General features: G+C 35.7%; 28 protein-coding genes. 8 read left to right on the top strand and 20 right to left on the bottom strand.

Going from position 1 to position 22,412, the window contains the following annotated elements; genetic code table 11:
- Window positions 1-11: 11 nt before the first annotated feature.
- From LB449_RS04235 to LB449_RS04225, 3 genes are all read right to left on the bottom strand, one after another.
- Window positions 12-1,112, bottom strand: coding sequence for a chorismate-binding protein (locus LB449_RS04235; protein WP_224453828.1), 1,101 nt, complete (start codon window positions 1,110-1,112; stop codon window positions 12-14).
- Window positions 1,112-1,531 carry a PaaI family thioesterase gene (locus tag LB449_RS04230; RefSeq protein ID WP_224453827.1) on the bottom strand — a complete coding sequence of 140 codons (420 nt, stop codon included), beginning with the start codon at window positions 1,529-1,531 and terminating at the stop codon, window positions 1,112-1,114. The genes LB449_RS04235 and LB449_RS04230 overlap by 1 nt, the downstream gene beginning before the upstream one ends.
- Window positions 1,532-1,627: 96 nt before the next feature.
- Window positions 1,628-2,647 carry a glycoside hydrolase family 113 gene (locus LB449_RS04225; protein WP_224453826.1) on the bottom strand — a complete coding sequence of 340 codons (1,020 nt, stop codon included), beginning with the start codon at window positions 2,645-2,647 and terminating at the stop codon, window positions 1,628-1,630.
- Window positions 2,648-2,702: 55 nt separating this feature from the next.
- On the opposite strand from LB449_RS04225, the gene LB449_RS04220 reads away from it, so the two are divergent.
- Window positions 2,703-3,344: an alpha/beta hydrolase gene (locus LB449_RS04220; protein ID WP_224453825.1), complete on the top strand. Its 642-nt coding sequence runs from the start codon at window positions 2,703-2,705 to the stop codon at window positions 3,342-3,344.
- Between the two features lie 60 nt (window positions 3,345-3,404).
- Here the strand turns inward: LB449_RS04220 and LB449_RS04215 are convergent, their stop codons facing one another.
- The 3 genes from LB449_RS04215 to LB449_RS04205 form a co-directional block, all read right to left on the bottom strand.
- Window positions 3,405-3,899, bottom strand: coding sequence for a GreA/GreB family elongation factor (locus LB449_RS04215; RefSeq protein ID WP_224453824.1), 495 nt, complete (start codon window positions 3,897-3,899; stop codon window positions 3,405-3,407).
- A 206-nt stretch (window positions 3,900-4,105) separates the two neighbouring features.
- Window positions 4,106-4,642 carry a DUF4136 domain-containing protein gene (locus LB449_RS04210; RefSeq protein WP_224453823.1) on the bottom strand — a complete coding sequence of 179 codons (537 nt, stop codon included), beginning with the start codon at window positions 4,640-4,642 and terminating at the stop codon, window positions 4,106-4,108.
- A gap of 84 nt (window positions 4,643-4,726) precedes the next feature.
- Window positions 4,727-4,900 carry a DUF5522 domain-containing protein gene (locus tag LB449_RS04205; protein ID WP_224453822.1) on the bottom strand — a complete coding sequence of 58 codons (174 nt, stop codon included), beginning with the start codon at window positions 4,898-4,900 and terminating at the stop codon, window positions 4,727-4,729.
- 74 nt (window positions 4,901-4,974) lie between these two features.
- On the opposite strand from LB449_RS04205, the gene LB449_RS04200 reads away from it, so the two are divergent.
- The 6 genes from LB449_RS04200 to LB449_RS04175 all read left to right on the top strand — a co-directional run bounded on the left by LB449_RS04200 (window position 4,975) and on the right by LB449_RS04175 (window position 9,234).
- Window positions 4,975-5,910 carry a 1-aminocyclopropane-1-carboxylate deaminase/D-cysteine desulfhydrase gene (locus LB449_RS04200; protein ID WP_224453821.1) on the top strand — a complete coding sequence of 312 codons (936 nt, stop codon included), beginning with the start codon at window positions 4,975-4,977 and terminating at the stop codon, window positions 5,908-5,910.
- Window positions 5,907-6,755, top strand: coding sequence for a glucosaminidase domain-containing protein (locus LB449_RS04195; RefSeq protein ID WP_224453820.1), 849 nt, complete (start codon window positions 5,907-5,909; stop codon window positions 6,753-6,755). The genes LB449_RS04200 and LB449_RS04195 overlap by 4 nt, the downstream gene beginning before the upstream one ends.
- 4 nt (window positions 6,756-6,759) lie before the next feature.
- Entirely contained in the window at window positions 6,760-8,049 is a 1,290-nt protein-coding gene (hemL, locus tag LB449_RS04190) for a glutamate-1-semialdehyde 2,1-aminomutase (protein ID WP_224453819.1), read from the top strand.
- A gap of 66 nt (window positions 8,050-8,115) precedes the next feature.
- Window positions 8,116-8,460 carry a CD225/dispanin family protein gene (locus LB449_RS04185; RefSeq protein ID WP_224453818.1) on the top strand — a complete coding sequence of 115 codons (345 nt, stop codon included), beginning with the start codon at window positions 8,116-8,118 and terminating at the stop codon, window positions 8,458-8,460.
- An 18-nt stretch (window positions 8,461-8,478) separates the two neighbouring features.
- Complete coding sequence (locus LB449_RS04180) at window positions 8,479-8,868, top strand: DUF2752 domain-containing protein (RefSeq protein WP_224453817.1); 390 nt, start codon at window positions 8,479-8,481, stop codon at window positions 8,866-8,868.
- Between the two features lie 6 nt (window positions 8,869-8,874).
- The gene (locus LB449_RS04175; protein ID WP_224453816.1) at window positions 8,875-9,234 is read left to right on the top strand and encodes a DoxX family protein; all 360 of its coding nucleotides are present in this window, start codon (window positions 8,875-8,877) and stop codon (window positions 9,232-9,234) included.
- On the opposite strand, the gene LB449_RS04170 is transcribed toward LB449_RS04175, so the two are convergent.
- Both LB449_RS04170 and LB449_RS04165 read right to left on the bottom strand, forming a co-directional pair.
- The gene (locus tag LB449_RS04170; RefSeq protein ID WP_224453815.1) at window positions 9,231-11,027 is read right to left on the bottom strand and encodes an SLC13 family permease; all 1,797 of its coding nucleotides are present in this window, start codon (window positions 11,025-11,027) and stop codon (window positions 9,231-9,233) included. The genes LB449_RS04175 and LB449_RS04170 overlap by 4 nt on opposite strands.
- A 244-nt stretch (window positions 11,028-11,271) precedes the next feature.
- Window positions 11,272-11,709, bottom strand: coding sequence for an RrF2 family transcriptional regulator (locus LB449_RS04165; protein ID WP_224453814.1), 438 nt, complete (start codon window positions 11,707-11,709; stop codon window positions 11,272-11,274).
- 81 nt (window positions 11,710-11,790) lie between these two features.
- On the opposite strand from LB449_RS04165, the gene recQ reads away from it, so the two are divergent.
- Window positions 11,791-13,878 carry a DNA helicase RecQ gene (recQ, locus tag LB449_RS04160; protein WP_224453813.1) on the top strand — a complete coding sequence of 696 codons (2,088 nt, stop codon included), beginning with the start codon at window positions 11,791-11,793 and terminating at the stop codon, window positions 13,876-13,878.
- Here the strand turns inward: recQ and LB449_RS04155 are convergent, their stop codons facing one another.
- From LB449_RS04155 to LB449_RS04100, 12 genes are all read right to left on the bottom strand, one after another.
- Window positions 13,879-14,523, bottom strand: coding sequence for a hypothetical protein (locus LB449_RS04155; RefSeq protein WP_224453812.1), 645 nt, complete (start codon window positions 14,521-14,523; stop codon window positions 13,879-13,881). It abuts the gene before it with no gap.
- Window positions 14,524-14,585: 62 nt separating this feature from the next.
- Window positions 14,586-15,107: a 4'-phosphopantetheinyl transferase family protein gene (locus tag LB449_RS04150; RefSeq protein WP_224453811.1), complete on the bottom strand. Its 522-nt coding sequence runs from the start codon at window positions 15,105-15,107 to the stop codon at window positions 14,586-14,588.
- The gene (locus LB449_RS04145) at window positions 15,104-15,358 is read right to left on the bottom strand and encodes an acyl carrier protein (RefSeq protein ID WP_224453810.1); all 255 of its coding nucleotides are present in this window, start codon (window positions 15,356-15,358) and stop codon (window positions 15,104-15,106) included. The genes LB449_RS04150 and LB449_RS04145 overlap by 4 nt, the downstream gene beginning before the upstream one ends.
- Window positions 15,359-15,455: 97 nt before the next feature.
- Window positions 15,456-15,686: a hypothetical protein gene (locus LB449_RS04140; RefSeq protein ID WP_224453809.1), complete on the bottom strand. Its 231-nt coding sequence runs from the start codon at window positions 15,684-15,686 to the stop codon at window positions 15,456-15,458.
- A complete protein-coding gene (locus LB449_RS04135) occupies window positions 15,679-16,953 on the bottom strand; it encodes a beta-ketoacyl-[acyl-carrier-protein] synthase family protein (protein WP_224453808.1) in 1,275 nt (424 codons plus the stop codon). Before LB449_RS04135 ends, LB449_RS04140 begins: the two co-directional genes overlap by 8 nt.
- Window positions 16,954-16,955: 2 nt before the next feature.
- Window positions 16,956-17,396 carry a 3-hydroxyacyl-ACP dehydratase FabZ family protein gene (locus LB449_RS04130; protein WP_224453807.1) on the bottom strand — a complete coding sequence of 147 codons (441 nt, stop codon included), beginning with the start codon at window positions 17,394-17,396 and terminating at the stop codon, window positions 16,956-16,958.
- An 11-nt stretch (window positions 17,397-17,407) separates the two neighbouring features.
- On the bottom strand, window positions 17,408-18,190 hold the full coding sequence (locus LB449_RS04125; RefSeq protein ID WP_224453806.1) for an SDR family oxidoreductase: 783 nt from the start codon (window positions 18,188-18,190) through the stop codon (window positions 17,408-17,410).
- A 52-nt stretch (window positions 18,191-18,242) separates the two neighbouring features.
- Complete coding sequence (locus LB449_RS04120) at window positions 18,243-19,295, bottom strand: type III polyketide synthase (RefSeq protein WP_224453805.1); 1,053 nt, start codon at window positions 19,293-19,295, stop codon at window positions 18,243-18,245.
- Window positions 19,292-20,002: a methyltransferase domain-containing protein gene (locus LB449_RS04115; RefSeq protein ID WP_224453804.1), complete on the bottom strand. Its 711-nt coding sequence runs from the start codon at window positions 20,000-20,002 to the stop codon at window positions 19,292-19,294. The genes LB449_RS04120 and LB449_RS04115 overlap by 4 nt, the downstream gene beginning before the upstream one ends.
- Window positions 19,999-21,114 (bottom strand): NAD(P)/FAD-dependent oxidoreductase, encoded by a 1,116-nt coding sequence (locus tag LB449_RS04110; RefSeq protein ID WP_224453803.1) that lies wholly within the window; start codon window positions 21,112-21,114, stop codon window positions 19,999-20,001. Before LB449_RS04110 ends, LB449_RS04115 begins: the two co-directional genes overlap by 4 nt.
- Window positions 21,115-21,182: 68 nt before the next feature.
- Window positions 21,183-21,878 carry an OmpA family protein gene (locus LB449_RS04105; protein WP_224453802.1) on the bottom strand — a complete coding sequence of 232 codons (696 nt, stop codon included), beginning with the start codon at window positions 21,876-21,878 and terminating at the stop codon, window positions 21,183-21,185.
- A gap of 2 nt (window positions 21,879-21,880) precedes the next feature.
- Entirely contained in the window at window positions 21,881-22,354 is a 474-nt protein-coding gene (locus LB449_RS04100; protein WP_224453801.1) for a lipocalin family protein, read from the bottom strand.
- Window positions 22,355-22,412 lie beyond the last annotated feature (58 nt).

The raw sequence follows: 22,412 nt of genomic DNA, 5'->3' as shown, positions 1-22,412 counted from the left end.
CTTACAATTTATTATAGCACTTTTAACATCGTCCTAGATTTATTGACTGTTTCTGTCCATTCATCTTCGGGATTGCTGTCTTTTGTGATGCCACCGCCCACATATATATTAATTTTTTCGTCTGCATAACTCATACAGCGCAAGTTAACGTACAAATTGGAAGCCCTAACTATAGATTTATAAGCTTGATTTTCTTGATTCCTGGTTCTACTGGATCTTTGGTTATGATACGGCATGTTGAGCTCTCCAAAATATCCAGCATAAAACTGCCTTTCATAATTTTCATTAGCCTTCAAATACTGATAAGCCTTTTCTTTAGGCAAACCGCAAACTGCCGGAGTAGGATGTAACTGTTTTAAAACATCCCCCAGATTCGATGATTCCAGAGTCGCCGTAATATCCGTTCTTAAATGCAGAAGCTCTCCTGCTTTATCTGTATTTCGCTCAGAAACCTCAAGGGTTTTTGTATGTTTTTTTAGCCCGTTTACAATTTCATCAGTCACGATTTGTTGCTCATCCAGCTCCTTTTCGGTCCAATCTCTGTCTTCCCCTACTCGCTTAGTTCCAGCCAGCGCCATAGTTTTAAACTGTGTTCTGTGAGTTTTAGCAAGAAATTCCGGAGATGCGCCGGCCCACAATCCTACTTCAGGATGAAACCAAACATAGGTAAAAGCTTCGGGATAGAACTGTATCAATTTCAGCAATAATTCAACCGGATTTTGCAAATCATAGTCTGCAGAGATCTTTCTAGAAACCACAATCTTTCTTACCTCATCAGTCTTAATTTGATCTATCGCATTGGCTACCAGTTTTATGTATTCATCTTTTTCGCCAGGATCTTCTTTTATTCTGAATTTGCTTTGCGATTCCACTTCATAATCGATGAGCTCAAACTTTAAAACCTCAGAAATAGCTTCAGGAAAGACGATGGGTTGGGATAAAGGCTCAAAAGCCGAGAATATAAATCCAGACTCATCGTAACGCTGAAGGTGACGTAGCTCTGAATCCTTTGGAAAAAAACAGCGGACGTCACTTGCGTTTGGGAGATGATAAGCCACAAAAGGCAATTGTGAAGTCCAGGCCTCCTCAATATGTTCCCGTAGTTTTTGCATTAGCTTGCTTTAGGTAGAGCAATGGTTGTCAACTTTACTGCTGAAATAAGTCTGTTTTCAACATCTGTCAACTTGATATCCCAAACCTGAGTGGTTCTCCCCTTATGAATAAACTTTGCAGTGGCAAACACATTACCTGAACTTAAACTCCTCACGTGGTTTGCAGAAATTTCCAAACCACGAATCATGAATTTTTTAGTGTCCAAAAAAACAAAACAAGCGGCGCTTCCAACACTTTCTGCGAGAGCTACCATGGCTCCTCCGTGTAGAACTCCATCCGGCTGATGTACTTTTGGGGTCACTGGCATCCTTGCAACAAGGAAATCTTCACCTACATCTACGTAGGAAATATCTAGGGTTTCCATCAACGTATTTTTGGTATAAGCATTGCACTGCTCTAATATCTTTTGTTTATCCATTTTTCAAAAATTGAATTCACAAAATTACGAAAGCAAAGCCATCACTGCTATTAATACAGAATATTTTAAAAGACTTTTATGGAATTTAGTTTAGATTTATATTTTTTTGAAAAAAGACTTCAAATAGCTTTCAGAGATTTTTCCCTGAGTCGTAAAGCGATTATGATGCCTGTTAGAATCGGAATTATAATTCGGAAACCATTTCCATAAAAAACCACCTGCGAACCAATCTTCATCCCAAATACTTTGATGTAAGCCTTTTAATAAATTAAGCTGCGCTGTTTCATTGCCTGAGACTTCTTTTCTTGAAGACTCCCAGGGCTCTTTACCTGCATAATCAATACTCCTATAACCATATTCAGTAAAAAGTATTTTAGAATTATAATCTTTAGAAAAGGACTTTAAAGCACTTTTCAATCCATGCCAAGCAAAATTGACTTTCTCTACACTTGGAGTTTTATTTTCAGAGATTGGAAAATAGGCATCAATTCCAATGTAGTCTAAACTATCCCAAAATATAACATCATCATATTTATCCCAATTTTCGGCATAAGTTAGCTTTCCAGAATAAATGGATTTCACTTCTTCAATAAGCTCACACCAAAATTCTGTTCTTTCCGAAACAAAACTGTTCAATTCTGTTCCTAAACAAAAAAGTGAAACTTTATTTTTTTCAGCCATACTTGCAAATGCTAAAATATAGGCTTTGTAATTCTCTTCGAATTGGATCCAATCTTCCTCAGAAGTCATTGCAATATTGCCTGTAAAAGCCCCGCTTGCAATCCAGATATGAGGCTTTATCATAACTTTCAATCCCAATGCTTGTAGGGTTTCCACATCAGATTCTATTCCTGCAAGGGTTTCTCCAATCCATTGTCTTTTGGTATCAAAAAATAGTTGAGCTTTTTCTGCTTTAGGCATGAAAGCATAAGGCATTACAGCTATATAATTACTTCCAATATCTCGAAGGTCTTTAGCATTAGCATCATTTATAGTTGATCTTGAAGCTACCATGCTCATTCCATTAATTTTAGTCAAGGACTTGTCTTGAGCAAATACCAACAGAAAATTGTTGAGCATGAAAAATATGATAAGATAAAGTCTTGAAAATTTCATGTCAAACAAAATTAAACATTTACTTTGGTTTGAAAATTTTTAAATTTTAAGTGAAGTGAGCCTTACTAAAAACGTTAATTATGAAACCACAAACACCTACTCTACTCTTAACACACTTACTCAAGAAACCAAAAATGTTTGGATAGCTTGCCACGGCATTGGTTTTTTGAGTAAATTTTTTATCAGTTATTTCGAAAATCTTGACCCAGAATTAAACTATGTCATTGCACCACAAGCGCCTTCAAAGTATTATCAAACAAAAGCTTACAAATATGTCGGCGCCTCATGGCTTACCAAAGAAAATAGAGAGCAGGAGATTGAAAATGTTCTGAATTATCTTGACGCAATATTACAAACAGAGAAATTGCCAGAGGGTAAAAACATTATTCTTTTGGGGTTTTCACAAGGAGTTTCTGTGGTGACTCGTTGGCTGGCACAACATAAAGTTAATTGTGATCATTTGGTGATCCATTCAGGGAGCATTCCTAGTGAATTTGACTCAACCAGCTTTGCATATCTTCCCAACTTAAAAACATCAATCATCTACGGAACTCAGGATGAATACCTAACAAAAGATAGGATTTATTCCCAACTTCAACTGGCAAGACAAATCTTTCCTAACGTCCCAGAGGTGATTAAATTCAATGGAAAACATGTGGTACATCCAGAAAGTATCAAGAAAATTTCTGAAATGTAAATTTATGAGGAATCATTTTTTAGATTTAAAAAGAATAAAAAGGTAAGTCTTAAATAAAGTTTAGTACTTGATGCTTATGATTTCTATTGGACGTCGTTCTTCGCCGAGTTTGAAATCAAATTTATCTCCTTCTTTTTTTGAAGTCATCGCTTTAGCTAATGGAGATATAAATGCTATCTTTTTCAGCTTTACATTGGCTTCATCTACTCCAACGATTTTGAACTCTTGTAAATTCCCGTACATTTTAAACTTTACCGTAGAACCAAATCTTACTTCATTCTGATTTTGACTTTTAGGTTCAATTATTTGAGCAGTTTTTAATCTTTCCATCAACAATTTGAGTTTACCATCTATTAAAGATAATTCACGTCTTCGCTCAGTTTCATCTTTTACCTCAAGTTCTACACGTTGTTTCTCTAGAGAATTTTTCTCTTCATTCAAAAGCTTTTTTCCGTGTGGAGTCACGTAATTTATTTCATTATCTGGCAATGATGCTCTTGGAGGAACAACTATTGGTTCTTCCTGATCACTTTCTTTTACAAATCCTCTACTCATACATATATTTTTAAAACTCTCTAACTCTGAAATTTATAACGGTAGGCCTTAGAACTTATTTATATTAAAATCTTTAAAAGTTGCTTAGGTCTGTTTAATAAAATCAAGACAAACCTTTGATATAGGCTTAAAAAATAAAGCTGTACAAAATGAAGATTTCATTTTTGTACAGCTTTACCTAACAAACTAAATAAACAACCATGAACTTACTTCTGATCTCTTTCTGGAGGATATTTCTCCATTATTTTATTTACTATTTCATTAATCTTTTCTTCTTTCTTATCCATGTCTAGACTTAAAATCCCAGTACCTAAACCCTGCCAAACCAACTCATTTTTTTTGGCATCTATTAAGTCAATATAAAGTGTTCCTTCAATGTTGGAAGATACAGTATTGAAACCTCCCGGTCCCCAGAAATATGGATTCCAGCCCCAACCGTATCCAAAATTATTCTGATAAATATTTACATTTTCTCTAGTTTCAGTAAAAATACTTACCAACAAATCAGGGTTAGTGGTTTTTACCATTTCTTTAGCTACCAATTCTCTTTCAATAGCTCTAAGAATTCTTTTTTTATCTAAATCTGAAATCTCTGCAGCATCAATTCCTGGCTTATAAAACGCAAAAGAATTATATAAATTAAAATCTATTTCTTTATCATAATCTGTTGCGACTTTTATAGAAGAACAAGAAGTGAATGAAATTATACTTATTAAAATTAATGTTACTTTTAATAGTTTCATGTTTTAATATTTTAATTGATTAATCTCATTATTTATTGAATAATACAAAACAATTAGTATGCCGTTTGTTGCAATTAGATAAATCTAATTGCAATTGTTTTGTTTTTTCTTATCATAACCGTATGGACAGTGCCTGCATCCGCTTTTACAGCAATACCCTCTTTTTAAATGATATTGTTCTGTAAAACACCTGTAACCTTCTTTTGTTAAATAAAAATCACCTTCCTCGAGCGGAATTTGCTTTTTAAAGTAATTCATCTATCAAATTTAATTAAACCTTTCTTTAAATCGAAGATAAGGCTTTAATTTTGAGTTTTATTTTATAAGTTATTATGAGTTCAATTTCTTTTTTTGAAAAAAACTATGATTCTGTTACAGAGTGTATTGGAAATTTTAATGGAATTGATTTGTGTATAAAACGTGAAGACCTCATTCATCCCGTAATTTCAGGAAATAAGTTTAGAAAATTAAAGTATAATCTTCTTGAGGCTAAAAAAAGAAAAAACTCAGAAATATTGACTTTTGGGGGAGCTTTTTCTAATCATATTGCAGCGACAGCAGAAGCTTGTTCAATTTTAGGACTTGAATCTTTTGGAATAATTCGTGGGGAAGAATTGGGAAAGGACTTAGAAAAAACCTTATCGACTAATCCGACTTTGGTTTACGCTCATCAAAAAGGGATGCAGTTTTATTTTGTCACTAGAAGTGATTATAGGAATAAAGAAAATATCCCAGTTGTAAAATCACTGATCGAAAAGAACCCATCAATTTTTATAATTCCTGAAGGGGGAACCAATTTACTTGCTATAAGAGGATGCCAAGAAATTATAGAAAAGGAAGATGATTTTGACGTGATATGTTCATCTGTTGGAACTGGCGGAACTCTTGCCGGACTAATTGAAGGTTCTAAGAGCCATCAACACTGTATAGGGTTTAGTGCTTTGAAGGGTGATTTTCTTCAAAAAGAAGTTTCAAAGTGGACAAAAAAAACTAACTGGTCACTTCAGACTGATTATCATTTTGGAGGCTATGCAAAAGTAACTTCAGAATTGATTGAGTTCATTAACACTTTCCAACGCAATTACAATATTCCGCTCGACCCTATTTATACAGGGAAGATGTTTTATGGCATTTTTGACATGATTCAATCCGGGTTTTTTCCTAAAAATACTCGTATTTTAGCGGTTCATACTGGAGGACTTCAAGGTGTCGATGGTATGAATCAAACTTTAAAACAAAAAGGATTACAAACTATTAATAGCTTATGAAATATACTTTCGTTTTTAGTTTTTTGTTTCTGCTTATGATGATGTCTTGTGGAACATCAAAGAAAGCGAAAACAGCTTCAGTAGAAAAAAACCGAGATCAGTACCGAAAAACCCAAACTGAGGAAAAACAATCCGAACCCAATAAATATATTGATTTGGAAGATCACCTGGATGAAGATATCCAAGATGAGGACCTGACCAATCTAAATGCAGTTGAGCTGTATATTTATAATTATGCCGGAATAGCTCAGGAAGAAATGAGATTGTACGGCATTCCCGCGAGCATTACTATAGCTCAAGGAATTCTTGAGTCTGGCTCTGGTAACGGGAATTTAACTCGACGTTCCAACAATCATTTTGGGATAAAGTGCAACGGATGGGAGGGTGAGAAAGTGTATCACGATGATGATGAAGCTCAAGAATGCTTCAGGAAATATACGAATCCTCAATTCTCATTTAGAGATCACTCTTTATTTCTATTTGAGAGAACACGTTATAATTTCCTATTTGATTATGATAGCGATAATTACAAAGCTTGGGCCAGAGGCTTAAGAAAAGCTGGGTATGCAACAGACCCAAGATATCCTGAAAAATTAATAAGCCTAATAGAGCGCTATCAACTTAACGAGTTTGATAGAGCCGTTTTGGGTAAAACAGCAAATATTCCTTTGCCTAAACCTAAAAGATTAATAAGCACAGGAACAGAATTTTACAATGTAAAAAAAGGAGATACACTTTATAATATTTCTGAAAAATTCGGTATCTCAGTTGAAGAATTGAAAGTAATTAATAAATTGGGGCATGACCTCATTCAAATTGGTCAACAACTAAAAGTTAAAAACTGATATTATGATATATAAACGAAGTAGTGCATTATTTGATGAAGCCAAAAAATACATTCCTGGAGGTGTCAATTCTCCGGTAAGGGCTTTCAATGCAGTTGGAGGAGATCCAATTTTCGTTAAAGAAGCAAAAGGTGCCTACCTGCATGATGAAGATGGCAATAAATTAATAGACTATATTTCATCCTGGGGTCCAATGATTTTGGGACATGCTTTTCCTTCTGTTGTAGAGGCTGTTGTAGAAAAAACTAAACAAGGAACTTCATTTGGAATACCAACAGCATTGGAAACTAAAATTGCCAAACTAGCTGTAGAAATGGTACCCAACATCGATAAAATTCGATTTGTCAATAGTGGTACTGAAGCCTGTATGAGCGCAGTAAGATTGGCAAGAGGCTACACCAGAAAAGATAAAATCATAAAATTTGCAGGCTGCTATCATGGTCATAGTGATTCATTCCTGATACAGGCAGGAAGCGGAGCGGTAACTTTCGGAGAACCGAATTCGCCCGGAGTTACCAAAGGAACAGCTAAAGACACACTTTTAGCACACTATAATGACCTTGAAAGTGTGAAAACAGTTATCAAGGAAAACGAAGGTGATATTGCCTGTATCATTATAGAACCTGTAGCCGGTAATATGGGATGCATTATCCCGAAAAAAGGCTTCCTGGAGGGTTTGAGACAACTTTGCGATGATAACAATATTCTCTTGGTTTTTGATGAAGTTATGACTGGTTTTAGATTGGCACCTGGCGGAGTACAGGAGCTCTTGGGAGTAAAAGCTGATATAGTAACTTTCGGTAAAGTTGTAGGTGGAGGTTTACCTGTAGGTGCTTTTGCTGGAAAGGCAGAGGTGATGAATCATCTTGCACCAGATGGACCTGTATATCAGGCTGGTACTTTGAGTGGAAATCCTTTGGCTATGGCAGCAGGTTATGCCATGTTAACCGAACTAAATTCCAACAGAGACGTTTTTGAAAGTTTGAGTAAGAAAACCGAGTATCTTCATGAAGGCATGAAAAAAGTCCTTGATGATGCTGGGATTGTTCATCAAATCAATAGAATTGGCTCTATGATTTCAATTCACTTTTGTGAAAATCCTGTAACTGACTTTAAGTCTGCTGCCCATGGTAACAATGACAAATTCAAAGCTTATTTTCATGGCATGCTGGATCGTGGAGTCTATATGCCTCCAAGTGCCTTTGAAAGCTATTTCTTGAACGATGCATTATCTTATGAAGACATTGACCACACGGTAAAAGCTCTTTCTGAATTTGTTCATGAATTGAAATAATTTTAAATAAAATTTTAGGTAGTTTGACTGAAAAAGTTAATTTTATCCAAATTAAAAAATCATTTCATGGAAACTAACCAAACTCAACCGCCCAAACCGAATAGCCATATGCCAATGGCTATTATTTCAACTGTAATTTCAGTTATTGCTTGTAGTATTATTCCTTCTACCATCTTTGGTATTATAAGTATTGTTTATGCTTCTAAGGTAAATTCAAAGTACAATATGCAAGATTATGAAGGTGCTGTGAGGGCTTCAAAAAATGCAAAAACCTGGTGGATAGTAACTATTGTATCAATAGTGGTCCTATTTATTATAGGTATAATCCTATTCACTTCTGCTTTTGGAGAAGAATTTATGGATAAATTTATGGAAGAATATCAGAAAGAATTGGAAAAGGCTAATAGATAAATGCTGAGTAAAAATCATTTGTTTTTAAAAATAAGTATACCCGTGGTAATTCTTGCTACGGGTATATTTTATTATGCTATTAACCCAAGTACTTCTGCATATACTCCAAAGTGTCCTTTTCATCTTTTAACAGGCTTTCACTGTCCTGGTTGTGGCTCCCAACGCGCAATTCATGAAATTTTACACGGAAATATCTGGATCGGTTTACAACACAACTTTTTAATTCTATTTTTAATCTTTATTGCCTCCTACAAAGCTTACACTTCTTATATAAAAGAATCTCCGGAAAAGAAAACTGAAAATCTTTTACAAAATAAAGTTGCACCTTGGTTAATTTTAGCTTTAGTCTTAGGGTTTTGGATTTTAAGAAACATACCTTTGGAACCGTTTCAAATTTTAGCGCCATAACGCAATATGATCATCTTACAAATCTTAGTCTTATTTATAAGTATTTCATTCTTTTTTTATGGGTTAGGGTGCTTTTATAATCCCAAAATGTTCGAAGAATTTGAGAGGTTTGGACTAACTCCAGCTCAAAGGAAACTTACAGGTTTCTTCCAAGTACTCGGAGCAGCTGGGCTAGTAGCTGGATTCTATTTTGAGCCAATTTTAGGTTTTGTTGCCGCAATTGGACTTTCGGTTTTGATGAGCTTGGGATTTGGGGTGAGGATTAAAATTAAAGATAATTTCATTCTGTCCTTCCCCTCTTTGTTTTTTGCCCTTTTGAATCTATTCGTAGCTTTCAGGTTTTTTAGCTTATTCGATCTGTTTTAGACGAGTTCGAAGTACCATGGAATCGTAAAGCTGGAAATGATCCAAAATATAATATTCAAAAGAAAACCTACTTTAAAAAAATCTCTGAACTTATAATTTCCTGCACTATAGACCATAGTATTAGTTTGATAACCTATTGGGGTCATGAAAGTAGCTGAAGCTGCTATCATTACAGTGATGAGAAAAGGCAAGACTTCAACTCCAGAAGTATGAGCAATGGCAATAGCAATCGGGGTCATGAGTGCTGCAGAAGCATTGTTGGACATAACTTCTGTAAGCAGCGATGTCACCAAATACAATCCAGAAATCACGGCTATGATTCCAAGAGGCTGCAATTTATTCAAAAGGGCCTCGGCAATTAAAATATCTAGTCCTGTTTTCGAAATAGCCAGGCCCAAACTCAAAGCACCAACCAGCAAAAAAATAATCTTCCAGTTGATGGCTTTATATATTTCCTTCATGCTAAGAATTTTGGCCAAAACTAAAATGATCACAGCACAAATAGAGCCTACCATGATATCTAAAATTCCAAGACTAGCCAGAACAACCATAATCGCAATGAGAGAGATTACTATTGCAAATTTCTTTTTGTCAAATTCTGTAAGGTGATTTTCAGATAATAGGACAAAGGGCGTATTTTGTCCAGCCTCCAGCTTATTTAATTCTTTTATATAATGTGATTTTACTTCAGCTAGGATGACATCACCAGCGCTAAGTTTGACATCGTATAAATCGTTATGCTGTATGTCTTCTCTGTGCTTTATGGCAAGTGGTATTGCTCTAAATCGTCTTCTGAAATCGAGTTCCCTCAAAGTTTTTCCATGAATTTCTGAAGACGATGTAATCACCATTTCAACCAAAGCAGAATTTTTACCTGACAAATCATTATCGCCAATTTTCAAAGGGGAAACCGTCAGCGTCTTAGTTTTTCCCTTCAGAGATTTCAACTTTTCAACATCACATCTTACCTTTAAAATATCACCTTCATTGAGTTCAAAATCACCGGGGGGGAGTGTGAACTGGCCTCCATCACGTCGCACTTCAATGATATCCATTTGGAATTCTGTAACCAGTTCAGAATCCATAATTTTTTTTCCTATTGAAGTTGAATTTGATAACAACTCCACTAAGGTGATATAATTATTCACTTCAAACTTATCTTTTAGATCTTTGGTACGTCTGGTTTTTGGAAGTAGCCGAATGCCCAAGATGGACATATAAACCACCCCTACCACTAAAAGAATTCCAGCTACAGGAGTCATTTGGAACATTTCCACTGCTTTTTCTCCCTCCTTTTCAGCAATACCACTTACCAAAATATTTGTTGACGTCCCAATAAGTGTACACATTCCCCCAAATATGGAAGCAAACGAAAGTGGGATTAACATCTTTGAGGGACTCTGCCCTGAGGTATGAGCAATCTGAATAACAACAGGAATAAAAACAGCAACTACTGGAGTATTATTAACGAATGCGGAAATAATCGCAATCATAAACATCATCATTAAAATACCACTGTTGAAATTGTATCTAAATATATTTGACAAACGATGAGCTAAAACTTGAAGAGCACCCGTTTTGAGCAGAGCAGCGCTCAAAACGAACATAAAAGCAACGGTAACTGTAGCCTTATTGCTAAAACCTTCTACACCTTCCTGTGGGGTAATCACTCCTGTTAATACTAAAATGATCATTATCGAGATGGCGACAAGATCGATTGGTAAAGCTTCAGTAGCAAATAGAATGATAGCAAGAATAATGACACAAATAGTAATTATAGCGGCAGTGGTCATTGAAAATATTTTTGCCAAATATAGAATAGTCTACCAAATCTATAGACTTTATATAAATAAATTTTATTCGAATAATATGAGGTTGAAGTCATTATTATTTAAAATAGGATATAAAAGAAAGTTGTTGTGTTACAAAATTGATTTCCAAGACCTCACCAGTTTTGGAAATCTGTGAGGTCTAACACTTAAAAAATATACTTTAACCCTATATTAAAAGCATAACTTCTTAATGAGATAAGATTTATTACAAATGAGAAATTAAATTACTTTCTCGTTTTATAATTTCACTCAAACTTGCCTGCTTAAGAAGTTCTACAGTCTTCTGTTTGACCTCAAAAAACACATCACGAATTCCGCAAGTCTCTTCATCCTTGCATTCTTCGCAACGTTCGTAATATTTATAAGTCACACAAGGTAAAAAAGCAATGGGACCGTCAAAAAGACGCATAACATCAGCTAAATTGATTTCTTCCGGATCTTGAAGAAGAAAATAGCCACCACCTTTCCCCTTTTTACTGGCGAGAAGCCCTGCTTTTTTCAGGCTAAGCAATATAGATTCTAGGAATTTTCTTGGAATACGTTCTTTTTCAGCAATCTCACTTATAACTATTGGTCCTTCCCCAGTTCTTTTAGCTAAAAAAACTAAGGCATTGATGGCGTATTTTGTCTTTTTGGATATCATTTCAACAAATATATCATTATTCAACTTTAAAAAACTGAAATTGAAATTGTAATTTGCATCTTCAATTCCTCAATAATAAACATGTCTTTAGAACTGATTCAGAACAGCCTTTCACACCTAAAAACTTATTTTGGTTATGATAGTTTCAGAAAGAATCAGTCTGAAATTATTGAACATGTTCTTAATAAAAACGATGGACTTGTTGTTATGCCTACAGGTGGTGGGAAATCTATGTGTTTTCAGTTACCAGCTCTGGAATTTGAGGGTGCTACGCTTGTAATTTCTCCACTTATTGCTTTGATGAAAGATCAGGTGGATGGGCTTAGAAGCAATGGAATTGAAGCAGATTTTTTTAATTCAACACAGACGCCAGAGACACAGCAAATTATCAAATCAAAAGTCGCTAATAAGGAACTTAAACTACTGTATACAGCCCCAGAAAGCCTGTCTGGACTTCAGGAAATCTTAAATGAAAACTACATCAGTTGTGTTGCTGTAGATGAAGCACATTGCATATCGTCGTGGGGGCACGACTTCAGACCTTCGTATCAACAGCTTGGTTTTTTAAAAAAATCTTTACCCAACACGCCGGTTTTAGCCTTAACAGCAACGGCAGATAAGACCACAAGAAAAGATATTTTAAAACAACTTAGCATTCCGAGAGCTAAAGTATTCTTGTCTTCATTTGACAGAGAGAACATCTTTTTGGAAGTGAGAAACGCCAACGAGCGCATGAAGCAAATTGAAGATTTCTTGCTGAAAAGAAAAGATGAAGCAGGAATTGTTTATAGCTTGAGTCGGAAATCTACCGAGAAACTAGCAAAAGACTTGACTCAAAAAGGTTTTAAAGCTAAGGCATATCATGCTGGCCTGGATTCTGAAACAAGGTCTAAAATCCAAGAAGAATTTGTTTACGACAAAACTCAAATTATTTGTGCTACGGTTGCATTTGGGATGGGTATTGATAAGTCTAATGTACGGTGGGTGATTCACTATAATATGCCCAAAAACATAGAAAGCTATTACCAGGAAATCGGTCGTTCTGGAAGAGATGGACTCACTGCCAATGCACTGATGTTTCATTCGTATGCCGACGTCATTCAGTACAAACGCTTTATCGAGGATGGTAAAAACAAAGAAGTTCAGGAAGCTAAGCTGGAGCGAATGAAGCAATTTGCTGAAGCTACCTCGTGCAGAAGAAGAATTTTACTAGGTTATTTTGGTGAACACCTCACTGAAAATTGCGGATTTTGTGATGTATGTAAAAATCCACCGAGATTTATAGATGCTAAAGTTATTGCCCAAAAAGCACTTTCTGCAGTAGCAAGAGTCAAACAAAAAGAACCCATTGGTGTCATCATCGATATTTTAAGAGGAGCCAAAAATGCTGGTATTTACGATAAAGGTTATCAGGATCTCAAGACCTTCGGAATCGGAACTAACATCAGCTGGAAGGACTGGCAACATTATATTTTACAACTCATCAATTTAGGCTATATCGAAATTGCATTTCACAGAAAAAATGCTTTGGAATTTTCGCCTTTGGCTAAAAAAGTTCTTTTTGAAAACGAACAAGTTTGGCTCACCAAACCTAAAGCCGATCAGCCTGGTTTTGTAGAAAGTAAAAAAAATATAAAAACTTCCAATTTATTCAATCAACTGAAAAAATTGAGAATGGAAATTTCTGTGGAAGAAAATATCCCTCCTTACCTTGTATTCAACGATGCAACACTCAAAGAAATAGAAAAAGAAAGACCACAGAATGAGGTAGAATTCAAATATATAAGCGGTGTAAATAGCTTGAAAGCTGAAAAGTATGCGGATGAATTTATAGACGTAATTAAGTTATTCAACAAGAAGAAGAGAAAGAAAAAAGTATCTACTTATGACGAAACCTACGAACTTTATCAAAAAGGAAAAAGTATTGATGAAATAGCAAAAGAGCGTAATCTAAAACCAACGACCATAGTTTCTCATTTATGCACCTTAGTAGCCAAAAGCAAACCTATAGATCTAAGTGAACTCGTATCGAAAACTGAAGTGAAAATGGTGGAGAACAGTCTTAAAAAAGCACCTTATGAAGGAGTTCTGAAGCCTATTTATGAAGAGCTAAATGAAAAATTGAGTTATGAGAAAATAAGATTGGCACTGGCAGTTTTGGAAATGTAACTATTCGTTTTTGACTATGACTGTACTCGCTTTCACGCCGGTCAACAAATTCCAAACATTTCTTGATAATAACTTTGAACCATCAATTATTTTTAATTCTGCAGTATTAGGACCAGCTTCACCTTGGTTGAGAGCTATGAATTCAATTTTATTAAAACCTATTTCAAGAGGTATTGTTATCTCTTTGTAAGCATTTTCTAAAAGTAAGTTTTGAACAATGACTTGACCATTTACCTTTATCTGAACTCTATCACCATCAAACATCATATGATCTCGACATATGAATGTCATTTTATCTGATGAGGTCACAAAATCACCAAGACTCATATCTTCAGCCCATTCCTCCTTCATGCCTTTGTTTTCATCTTCAGGCTTTTTGTTGAGCTTATCCGTCCAGATTTCACTTGGATTTGTATACTGAGTTTTAGGTTTGAAATCTACCCCTTCTTCATTTTTAGCAAATATGTCTTTGACTTTGCTTCGATTGGGTACGCCAAGTCGATTAAAACCTGAGGTAGAATTCGAAGATTTAAACTTCGGATTATTGATCACTTCAGACCCACGGGTTGGAAAATCCCGATTTTGAGCACTAAGCACTATTGAACTCAATAAGAAAAGTGAAAAAATGTATTTAAAATAGCTCATATTAACAAATATATTAAACTATGAGCATGAAATGCAATACACACCTAATCTTTATTAAATAATTAATACTGAAAGGCTTGGAAGTTTCCATGATGAGTTTTGGAAATAGGTGACATTTTATGCGCTAAGTCCAAAACTGGAAGACCATCTTTTGTTTTTGTCAGTTCTGGATGCGATTTTAGATTCAACTCTGTTTTCAGTTTTTTTAAAAAATCAGATGAAGAGCCAAAAAATCTCTGTGTTGTTCTAAAATTAACTACTTCAGAATAGATAAATTCCTTAGTTTGAATTGTTTTTGTTGAAAGTTGATGTCCGTTATAATTAAGCTCCCCAAAATCTGAGTCCTTAAACTGACAAGTAAAAGCAAATGGATTAAAAAAAGTTTTGAAGCTTAGATCTCTTTGAAAGGCTTTATAGGCAGATTCCTTCATCGTCCAGATTCTCCAGAAGGTGTTGATTGCATTTGAGCTCGAAAGTACAAGATCAATTTCTTCAGGTGAACAAACTTTTTCAAGATAACGAGGCCGGAAAATATTCGACTCCTGCTTTGCTTTGACTAAATCGACAATGTCGTTTCCGATCACTTTGCTGAAAGTTTCTTTTGGATCACCTCCACTGTTGCTTCTACATTAGTCATTTTTTCCATATCATCATTTTCAATCCTAATGTCAAATTCATCCTCAACATCTAGTACAATATCTACCAAATTAGCCGAATTAATTTCAAGATCGTTAATGAAATCTGACTCTTTTGATAACTTTTCGAAGTTCTCTTGATTGTTGATGTAGGGCTTAACTATGGTTTTTAGTCGTTCTTGAATAGCTTCAGAAGTCATATATTTTTGAGAGCAATTTACTAATTAGTTTTTATAATCAAGTCTCAAAACATCAAGCTTTCCACTATCAAATTCAGAAGAAAAGAAAATGAACTTCTTAAAAATTATTATTCACTTCTTGTTTGCATCTAAAACTTTCAAACAAGAAATTAATGCCTGTCATGATCAAAATTAAAGATAAAGTTCCGGCCAGTATCCACTGCCAGGCCGGTGCTTCGCTGTGCTTCAAAAACCCACTTTCCACTAGCGCAGAAAGGCCGAATCCAAGCAAACCAGTTCCTAGTCCACCAAAAATCCAATAGCGCTTTTTGAGTTGTTGTTTATTCATTGGTATACGATTTTAAAATTACACAGGCGTTGACGTCCCCAAATCCAAAACTAGCCTTCGCTAAAAGATTGATCTTTTTTTCAATAAGTTTTCTGGGAATTTTATCTTCGTCGATGAGTTTAAGAATATCAGGATGGACCATCTCGCAATTGAGGTTAGGAAAGATAAATCCCCCTTTTAATTCCAAAACAGAACTCACCAATTCAAGACTACCGGCCGCCGCCAAAGCATGACCAACATGGCTTTTAAGTGAATTGATATAAGGAAAATCTTTTCCTTTTAACCTTAAAGCCTGAGACCAATTCTCAATTTCGGTAGCATCCATGGCTGTCGCTGTCAGGTGTCCGTTAATAAGGTCAATTTCTTCTGAATTTACTCCTGCATCCACTACTGCTTGCGAGATGCAGCTCTTAACGGCCGTGGAGTTGGGAGCCGTCATACTTCCATGCTCTCGCTGACCACCAGAGTTGATATGTCCACCTAAAACTTCGGCATAAATGTTTGCGCCCCTTTCTAAAGCAGATTCCAAACTTTCCAACATTAGCGCTCCTGCCCCACTCGACGGCACAAAGCCTGAAGCTGTTGCCGACATGGGCTGAGACGCCAATTCTGGAGTATCGTTATATTGATAAGGTAAAATTCGTAAGGCATCAAAACCGCCCCAGACATAAGGTCCGGAATCACTACAACTTCCTACCAGCATACGCTTAGCTTTTCCGTATTGAATACGTTCACATCCCATTAACAGAGCTTCTGTGCCTGTGGTGCAAGCTGATGAGTTGGATGTTACCTGATTGCCACAGCCTAGTTTTCCACCTAAAAAGGCGCTAATCCCACTGGCCATAGTTTGCAAAACGCTGGTACTTCCCAATCTCCTGACTTGCTTATCATCTATTTTATTAAACGCTTCTCTTAATTTTTCAACACCAAGAACACCAGTTCCGAAAATGATTCCAGTATCTGTATCGAGTTCGTCATTGATTTCCAGTTGAGCATCTTTCCAGGCCTCTTGTCCGGCAATACCTCCATAAATCAATCCCGTAGCTAAAAGTCCTCGCTGTTCCAAAGCAGTGAAGTTGTTATCCAAAATTACCTGAGATATTTCAGGGATACCTCCAATCTGACAACTAAATTTTAAATCTTTTAGTTGCTGATGAAATTCAATTCCGCTTTTACCTACTTTTATAGCTTGCTCAAACTGAGAAAGACCTGTAGCATTGGGAGCAACGATTCCCATTCCAGTGATTACAACTCTTGTTTTTTTCATAATTAAGGTAATATCACTCCAGCAAGCTCACCGCGAAGGACTAAATCTCCAGATAAATCAAACATTTTTACGGATACTTTTAATTTATTAAATCTAAAATATACTTTTTCAGCTTCTACTAGGACTTTGTCTCCAGGTAAAACGGGTTTTAAAAACTCAACATTGGTTGACGTCATTGCCAATTTTACTTGCTCAAGATTAATGTTTTCTTTTTGAGATAAAAGGTAAAACCCAAAACTTGCCAAACCAATTTGAGCGGCACATTCAGTGAGAATAACACCTGGCGTAATCGGGTTATTTTTGAAATGCCCTTTATAAAACCAGGAAGAAGCTTTGAAAGTATAACTTCCTTTTATAAAGTTCTCCGACACCTCATCAATGGTTTTTACATAAAGAAAAGGCTCCTGATATGGTAATTTTGAAATGATTTTGGATGATTTCATGCGTTGATATCTTATAAACTTTCTCCACCATCAGCTTTGATGACAGAGCCATTGATCCAATTGGATTCTTCTAGACTTAATAAATAGACCACATTAGCAATATCTTCAGGTTGCGTTAAGCGCTGAAAGGGATTTCGCTTTACAGCAGCTTCTTTCAATTGTTCATGACCTGGAATCATTTGGAAAGATTGGGTTTCTACCATTCCGGCCTGAATACAGTTCGCAGTAATATCATACTCAGCAAATTCCGTTGCCATATATTTCATGAGTGTTTCAAGGCTTGTTTTGGCCACAGAAACAGCAGCATAATGTTTCCAAACCCGTTGATTTCCCTCACTTGTAAAGGCTAAAAGTTTCGAGTTTTTCGCGAAATAACCCGCTTCTAAAAGATCTTTAGCCCAATCATAAAAACTGTAAGCCATCGCGTTGGCTGTAATTTGCAAGTCTGTTTGATTAAGTGGAGAATCTCCGGTCATGGCTTTCAGGTTTCCCTTAGCGATGCTATGAAGAAGCAGTTTTATTTTTCCAGATCCACCTAGTAATTCTGGAAGTTGTTTTATAAAATTTTTCCTTTTTTCTGAATTTGTCGCGTCCAGATTAAATGATTTTAGATCAACACCACATTGCCTTAAAACATCAAATCTAGCTTCGATGTCAGGTAAATCACTTCTTCGATCTCTATGAATGATGAGTAAATTCCAGCCATTTTGAGCCAACTTCAATGCTGAAGCATATCCCAAACCCTGACTTCCTCCCAAAACCAGGGCGAAATGTTTAAGCGATTGATTAGTCATAAGCTGAATATCTTTAAAAATTAAGTCTTGCTTGAATCAAATTCAGAAAAAATTACCACTCCAAAAGAATCCGTTGTGCTGAAAAGCCAGGTCCAAAACTTAGCATCAAGCCTTTTTCTCCTTTTTTGATGTCTTTTTGGAGCATGCGTTCCAATACATAGAGCACTGTAGCGCTGCTCATATTCCCAAATAGTCTTAAGACTTCTTTAGTGTCGTCTATATTTTTACCCATTGCACCAAAAAGAGCTTCCACTGTATTGATGATTTTCTTGCCTCCAGGATGAAAAATTAGATGATCTATATCTTCTATATTAGTTTGATTTGCTTCCAAAAATGGATGGATAATTTGAGGAAAATGCTCACTTATTTTCTCCGGAACATCAATATCAAGAACCATTTTCAAGCCAGAATTGGTCAAGTCAAACCCCATCATGTGAGTGTCGTTGTAAAAATGATACATGGATTCTCCAAGGATTTTTGGACCAGTGGAAGTTTCTTCAGAACTCATCAACACACAGGCAGAACCGTCTCCAAAAATGGCAGAACTCACCATATTGGCCATCGACTTATCGCTAAGCTGAAAGGTGGCAGTTGGTGCTTCAAAAGAGACTATCGCCGCTCTTTTGTCAGGATTTGCTTGCAAAAATTGCTTGGCGTAAATCATCCCAGAAATTCCTGCTGCGCAACCCATTTCGGTTACTGGAAGCCTCACGATATCTTGTCGCAAATCCAAATCGTTGATAAGAAAAGCATCTAAGGAAGGAATCATAATTCCCGTACAACTCACAGTGATGATATAATCTAAACTCTGCGGAGACCAGTCAGCCTGTCGTAATGCTTTTTCCAAAACTTTTTTACCCAGGATTTTAGCTTCCCGAGTATAGATTCGGTTTTTATCTTCAAAAGAGGTAGCTTCAAATACTTCTTCAGGATCCATAATGGAATACCGCTTATCCACTTGAGCGCCTTCGTAAATTTTTACAACTTTCCTTCGGAACCTTTCATCTTCATCGGCAAGCCACATCTCAACAAAAGGAATAATATCTTTGGTTTCCTTATAATATTGGGGTGTTTGTGTTGCTACTGTTTCTATTTTTACACTCATGAGCTGTATATGATCCACTGGTATCGAAATGCCCAATACCATGAAATGTGGTGCTTTAAATTTAATTGTTCTGCGTAATTATCTAAATCTACTGACTTAAATCCTCTCAGAATTGAAGTGAGTCCATCTTTTCTTGCAATATCTGAATTTACAAACACTAAGCAATATAGCTTGAATAATTGGTATGCTAATTTATGTCTGTGCAGATCATTGATCACCAATCCCAAACTTGCTTTTTCTGAAAGAATCGGTAAAAGTTTTGCTATGGATTGATCATCAAAATGGTGAAGTGTGAGACAACAAGTAATGATATCAGCTTCAAAGTCCTCAAAATCTTCACTAAAAACATCAATAACTCGGTATGAAATATTCTTATAATCTCTTGACCATTCTCTAGCAATCTCGATCGTATAAGGATTGGCATCTATACCTATAAGTTGAACATTGAGGCCTTGCTTGTTTGCCCATTTCGAGATTTGTCTCAAAGCATCACCGCTTCCACATCCTAAGTCTGCAATGACTAGATGTTTCTTGGAGTTGTTCTCTAATAATTCCTGAATACCTTTTCTAGTCACCCGATGCCCGCCAAGCTTGGTGTTGATTTTATCAATAGTACGGAGTACCTTTTTGAGCTCTTCTCCTTTAAAGTCAAACTCATCCATAATTTCATCTTCCCGACTTCTTATTTTGGTTGAAATATATTTCATGAAATGGGTTTACCGTGGGTTTGCTGAATCATTTTTTTTATCAAAAATGGAGATTTTGAAACTAATGACATCCCTAAATTAGTTAGTTTGGGTTGTAAAAGTATCTTTTGAAATGCCGATCCAAAAATAAGCCTTTTACGAAAAGTCTGTTCCCAGATAGCCGTATAGTTTTCTTCCAACTGATTTCTGCTTTTAAAAGTTTTGTATTTTTTTATTTCTTCTGAAAGTAATTTAGCTGAATGTATCGCCATAGCCATACCGTTACCGCAAAGTGGATGAATAAGCCCTGCAGAATCTCCAGCCATCAACATGTGATTCTCTACAGCATTTTTATTCTGAAAGGACACTTGTGAAATCGCTAAATGCTTATCGAAAAGCATTTCAGAATTCTTCAAAAATGATTTCAGCTTGGGATTTTTGGTTAATATATGTTGATTGAAATTTTCAACAGAACCTTCTTTTTTGAAGCTGTCATAATGTGCTAAATAGCAAAAGTTGACCGCTCCGGTTTCTGTTTTTGAAAGACCACAATACCCACCTTCAAAATTATGGAGTTGTACTTCGCCATTAGGGAAATCATCACTCTGGTAATGCGCTTTAATTCCAATCCAAGGAGTCTTTTTATTAATAAAATATCTGCCTAGTTTTTTATCTAAGGTGGAGCGTTTTCCAAAACTACCAATAGCTAATTCAGAATAATAATTTTGTTGGTTTGTTGTGATACAAAATTGCTCATTTTCAAATTCAACACCCGTTACGGTCTCAAACTTAAATTGGACACCATTAGATTTTGCTTTCTCATAAAGCAGATGGTCTAAAGCGTATCTTGACATTCCAAAACCACCCAAAGGTAACCCGACATTTACAGTTTCACCATTTCGATTACTCAATGTTAAACGGTTGATTTGATCTGCCTTAGTTTGATTGATATCAATTCCGAGACGATTAAAGTAGGGTAACACTTCATTGGAAACATATTCTCCACATACTTTATGCTTGGGATATTCGTCTTTCTCTATGAGTAGGACTTCAAAACCACTTGAGGACAAATCTATAGCTGACGTCAAACCTGCGAGTCCTCCTCCGATAATAATTACATCATAAATTTTCATTGCTGAAATTTAGGCATAAAAAAAATCCTAATGTAGCATTAGGATTTTCCGTATTGATTTTTTAAGGTTTATTCAGCCTTTTGTTTAGCTTCTTCCTTCAATTCTTCATTAGCAACAATAGCCAATTCTACCCTTCTATTTTTGGAACGACCCTCTGCTGTAGAATTATCATATTTTGGTTGATCTTCACCAAACCAATTGGTTTGAATTCTTGAACTGTCAATTCCATTACTGGTCAAATAGTAAGATACCGACTGAGCACGTTCTTTGGAAAGGTTCATGTTGTAAGTATCACTACCTGAAGAATCAGTATGACCTTCTACAATAATATTAGTTTTAGGGTACTTCTGGAAAATATTGATAAGTTTCAGTAATGAAATTTCAGATTTTCCTTCAATATTGGATTTGTTGGTTGCAAAATAAACTCCAGAATTTTCATCAAAAGTCACATTGATACCTTCACCAACTCTTGTTACTTCTGCTCCAGGAATCTCTTCCTCTATTTCTTTAGCTTGTTTGTCCATTCGGTTCCCAATGTATGCACCGGCTGCACCACCAACTACACCGCCAATAATTGCTCCAAGTACAGAGTTGTCACCATCACCAGTATTATTTCCAATTACACCACCGATTACAGCACCACTTGCAGCGCCTATAGCACCTCCACGTTGAGTTTTGTTAGTGTTCTTGGTAGCTTCACAAGAACTAAACAAGAAAGCGAAAGCCACTAAAATTATTAAAAAATTACTTTGAAAGTTTTTCATGTCTAAAATTTTGAAAATGTCATTTGTATTTTTATTTGCTTACCGTTAAACATAACGTTTTGTTCCCAAATCATTTGATCCGCTAACAAAGATTTAATTTTTATCCGCGTACCTGTATCGACTTTTCTAGCTTTTTGTCCAGTAGTAACTTTTAGGAGTATTTCAGGATTAATGTTCTTAGCTGTAGTTTTATCAATATACCATGTAAATTGCTGCTCGGTTTTAGTACAATCATTTCCATCCAGGATGAAACTTCCTGTACTATTATTTGGAATAAATTTCCAGGTTGAATTGTCAAAACAAGAAGCATCTGCAACATTAAAAAGTTCGACATCAAACAAACCAGAAGAATCTGGATAGGTAACTGATTCCAAAATCCAGTCGCCTATAAATTCTTTCTCGACTTGATTTGCTTGATATGAAGTTCCACAGGAAATCAGTAGAAAAGCAACAATCAATGTAAGTGTGTATTTCATAAGTAGTATTTAAGATTATTAAAAATCCATAGTTTTTGATTTAACAAAACTACGGATT

Origin of the sequence: Psychroflexus lacisalsi (assembly GCF_020164495.1) — a bacterium.
Classification (GTDB): Bacteria; Bacteroidota; Bacteroidia; order Flavobacteriales; family Flavobacteriaceae; genus Psychroflexus; species Psychroflexus lacisalsi.
This window is presented reverse-complemented; position numbering and strand designations above follow the sequence as displayed.

Bases quoted from the DNA above. Each gene is read 5' to 3' on its own strand.
- LB449_RS04120 (WP_224453805.1), bottom strand. From the start codon at position 19,295: ATGAGTGTAAAAATAGAAACAGTAGCAACACAAACACCCCAATATTAT.
- LB449_RS04200 (WP_224453821.1), top strand. From the start codon at position 4,975: ATGAGTTCAATTTCTTTTTTTGAAAAAAACTATGATTCTGTTACAGAG.
- LB449_RS04205 (WP_224453822.1), bottom strand. From the start codon at position 4,900: ATGAATTACTTTAAAAAGCAAATTCCGCTCGAGGAAGGTGATTTTTAT.
- LB449_RS04185 (WP_224453818.1), top strand. From the start codon at position 8,116: ATGGAAACTAACCAAACTCAACCGCCCAAACCGAATAGCCATATGCCA.
- hemL (WP_224453819.1), top strand. From the start codon at position 6,760: ATGATATATAAACGAAGTAGTGCATTATTTGATGAAGCCAAAAAATAC.
- LB449_RS04110 (WP_224453803.1), bottom strand. From the start codon at position 21,114: ATGAAAATTTATGATGTAATTATTATCGGAGGAGGACTCGCAGGTTTG.
- LB449_RS04195 (WP_224453820.1), top strand. From the start codon at position 5,907: ATGAAATATACTTTCGTTTTTAGTTTTTTGTTTCTGCTTATGATGATG.
- LB449_RS04145 (WP_224453810.1), bottom strand. From the start codon at position 15,358: ATGACTTCTGAAGCTATTCAAGAACGACTAAAAACCATAGTTAAGCCC.
- LB449_RS04130 (WP_224453807.1), bottom strand. From the start codon at position 17,396: ATGAAATCATCCAAAATCATTTCAAAATTACCATATCAGGAGCCTTTT.
- LB449_RS04170 (WP_224453815.1), bottom strand. From the start codon at position 11,027: ATGACCACTGCCGCTATAATTACTATTTGTGTCATTATTCTTGCTATC.
- LB449_RS04155 (WP_224453812.1), bottom strand. From the start codon at position 14,523: ATGAGCTATTTTAAATACATTTTTTCACTTTTCTTATTGAGTTCAATA.
- LB449_RS04225 (WP_224453826.1), bottom strand. From the start codon at position 2,647: ATGAAATTTTCAAGACTTTATCTTATCATATTTTTCATGCTCAACAAT.
- LB449_RS04215 (WP_224453824.1), bottom strand. From the start codon at position 3,899: ATGAGTAGAGGATTTGTAAAAGAAAGTGATCAGGAAGAACCAATAGTT.
- LB449_RS04115 (WP_224453804.1), bottom strand. From the start codon at position 20,002: ATGAAATATATTTCAACCAAAATAAGAAGTCGGGAAGATGAAATTATG.
- LB449_RS04135 (WP_224453808.1), bottom strand. From the start codon at position 16,953: ATGAAAAAAACAAGAGTTGTAATCACTGGAATGGGAATCGTTGCTCCC.
- recQ (WP_224453813.1), top strand. From the start codon at position 11,791: ATGTCTTTAGAACTGATTCAGAACAGCCTTTCACACCTAAAAACTTAT.
- LB449_RS04105 (WP_224453802.1), bottom strand. From the start codon at position 21,878: ATGAAAAACTTTCAAAGTAATTTTTTAATAATTTTAGTGGCTTTCGCT.
- LB449_RS04125 (WP_224453806.1), bottom strand. From the start codon at position 18,190: ATGACTAATCAATCGCTTAAACATTTCGCCCTGGTTTTGGGAGGAAGT.
- LB449_RS04210 (WP_224453823.1), bottom strand. From the start codon at position 4,642: ATGAAACTATTAAAAGTAACATTAATTTTAATAAGTATAATTTCATTC.
- LB449_RS04140 (WP_224453809.1), bottom strand. From the start codon at position 15,686: ATGAATAAACAACAACTCAAAAAGCGCTATTGGATTTTTGGTGGACTA.
- LB449_RS04100 (WP_224453801.1), bottom strand. From the start codon at position 22,354: ATGAAATACACACTTACATTGATTGTTGCTTTTCTACTGATTTCCTGT.
- LB449_RS04165 (WP_224453814.1), bottom strand. From the start codon at position 11,709: ATGATATCCAAAAAGACAAAATACGCCATCAATGCCTTAGTTTTTTTA.
- LB449_RS04235 (WP_224453828.1), bottom strand. From the start codon at position 1,112: ATGCAAAAACTACGGGAACATATTGAGGAGGCCTGGACTTCACAATTG.
- LB449_RS04175 (WP_224453816.1), top strand. From the start codon at position 8,875: ATGATCATCTTACAAATCTTAGTCTTATTTATAAGTATTTCATTCTTT.
- LB449_RS04230 (WP_224453827.1), bottom strand. From the start codon at position 1,531: ATGGATAAACAAAAGATATTAGAGCAGTGCAATGCTTATACCAAAAAT.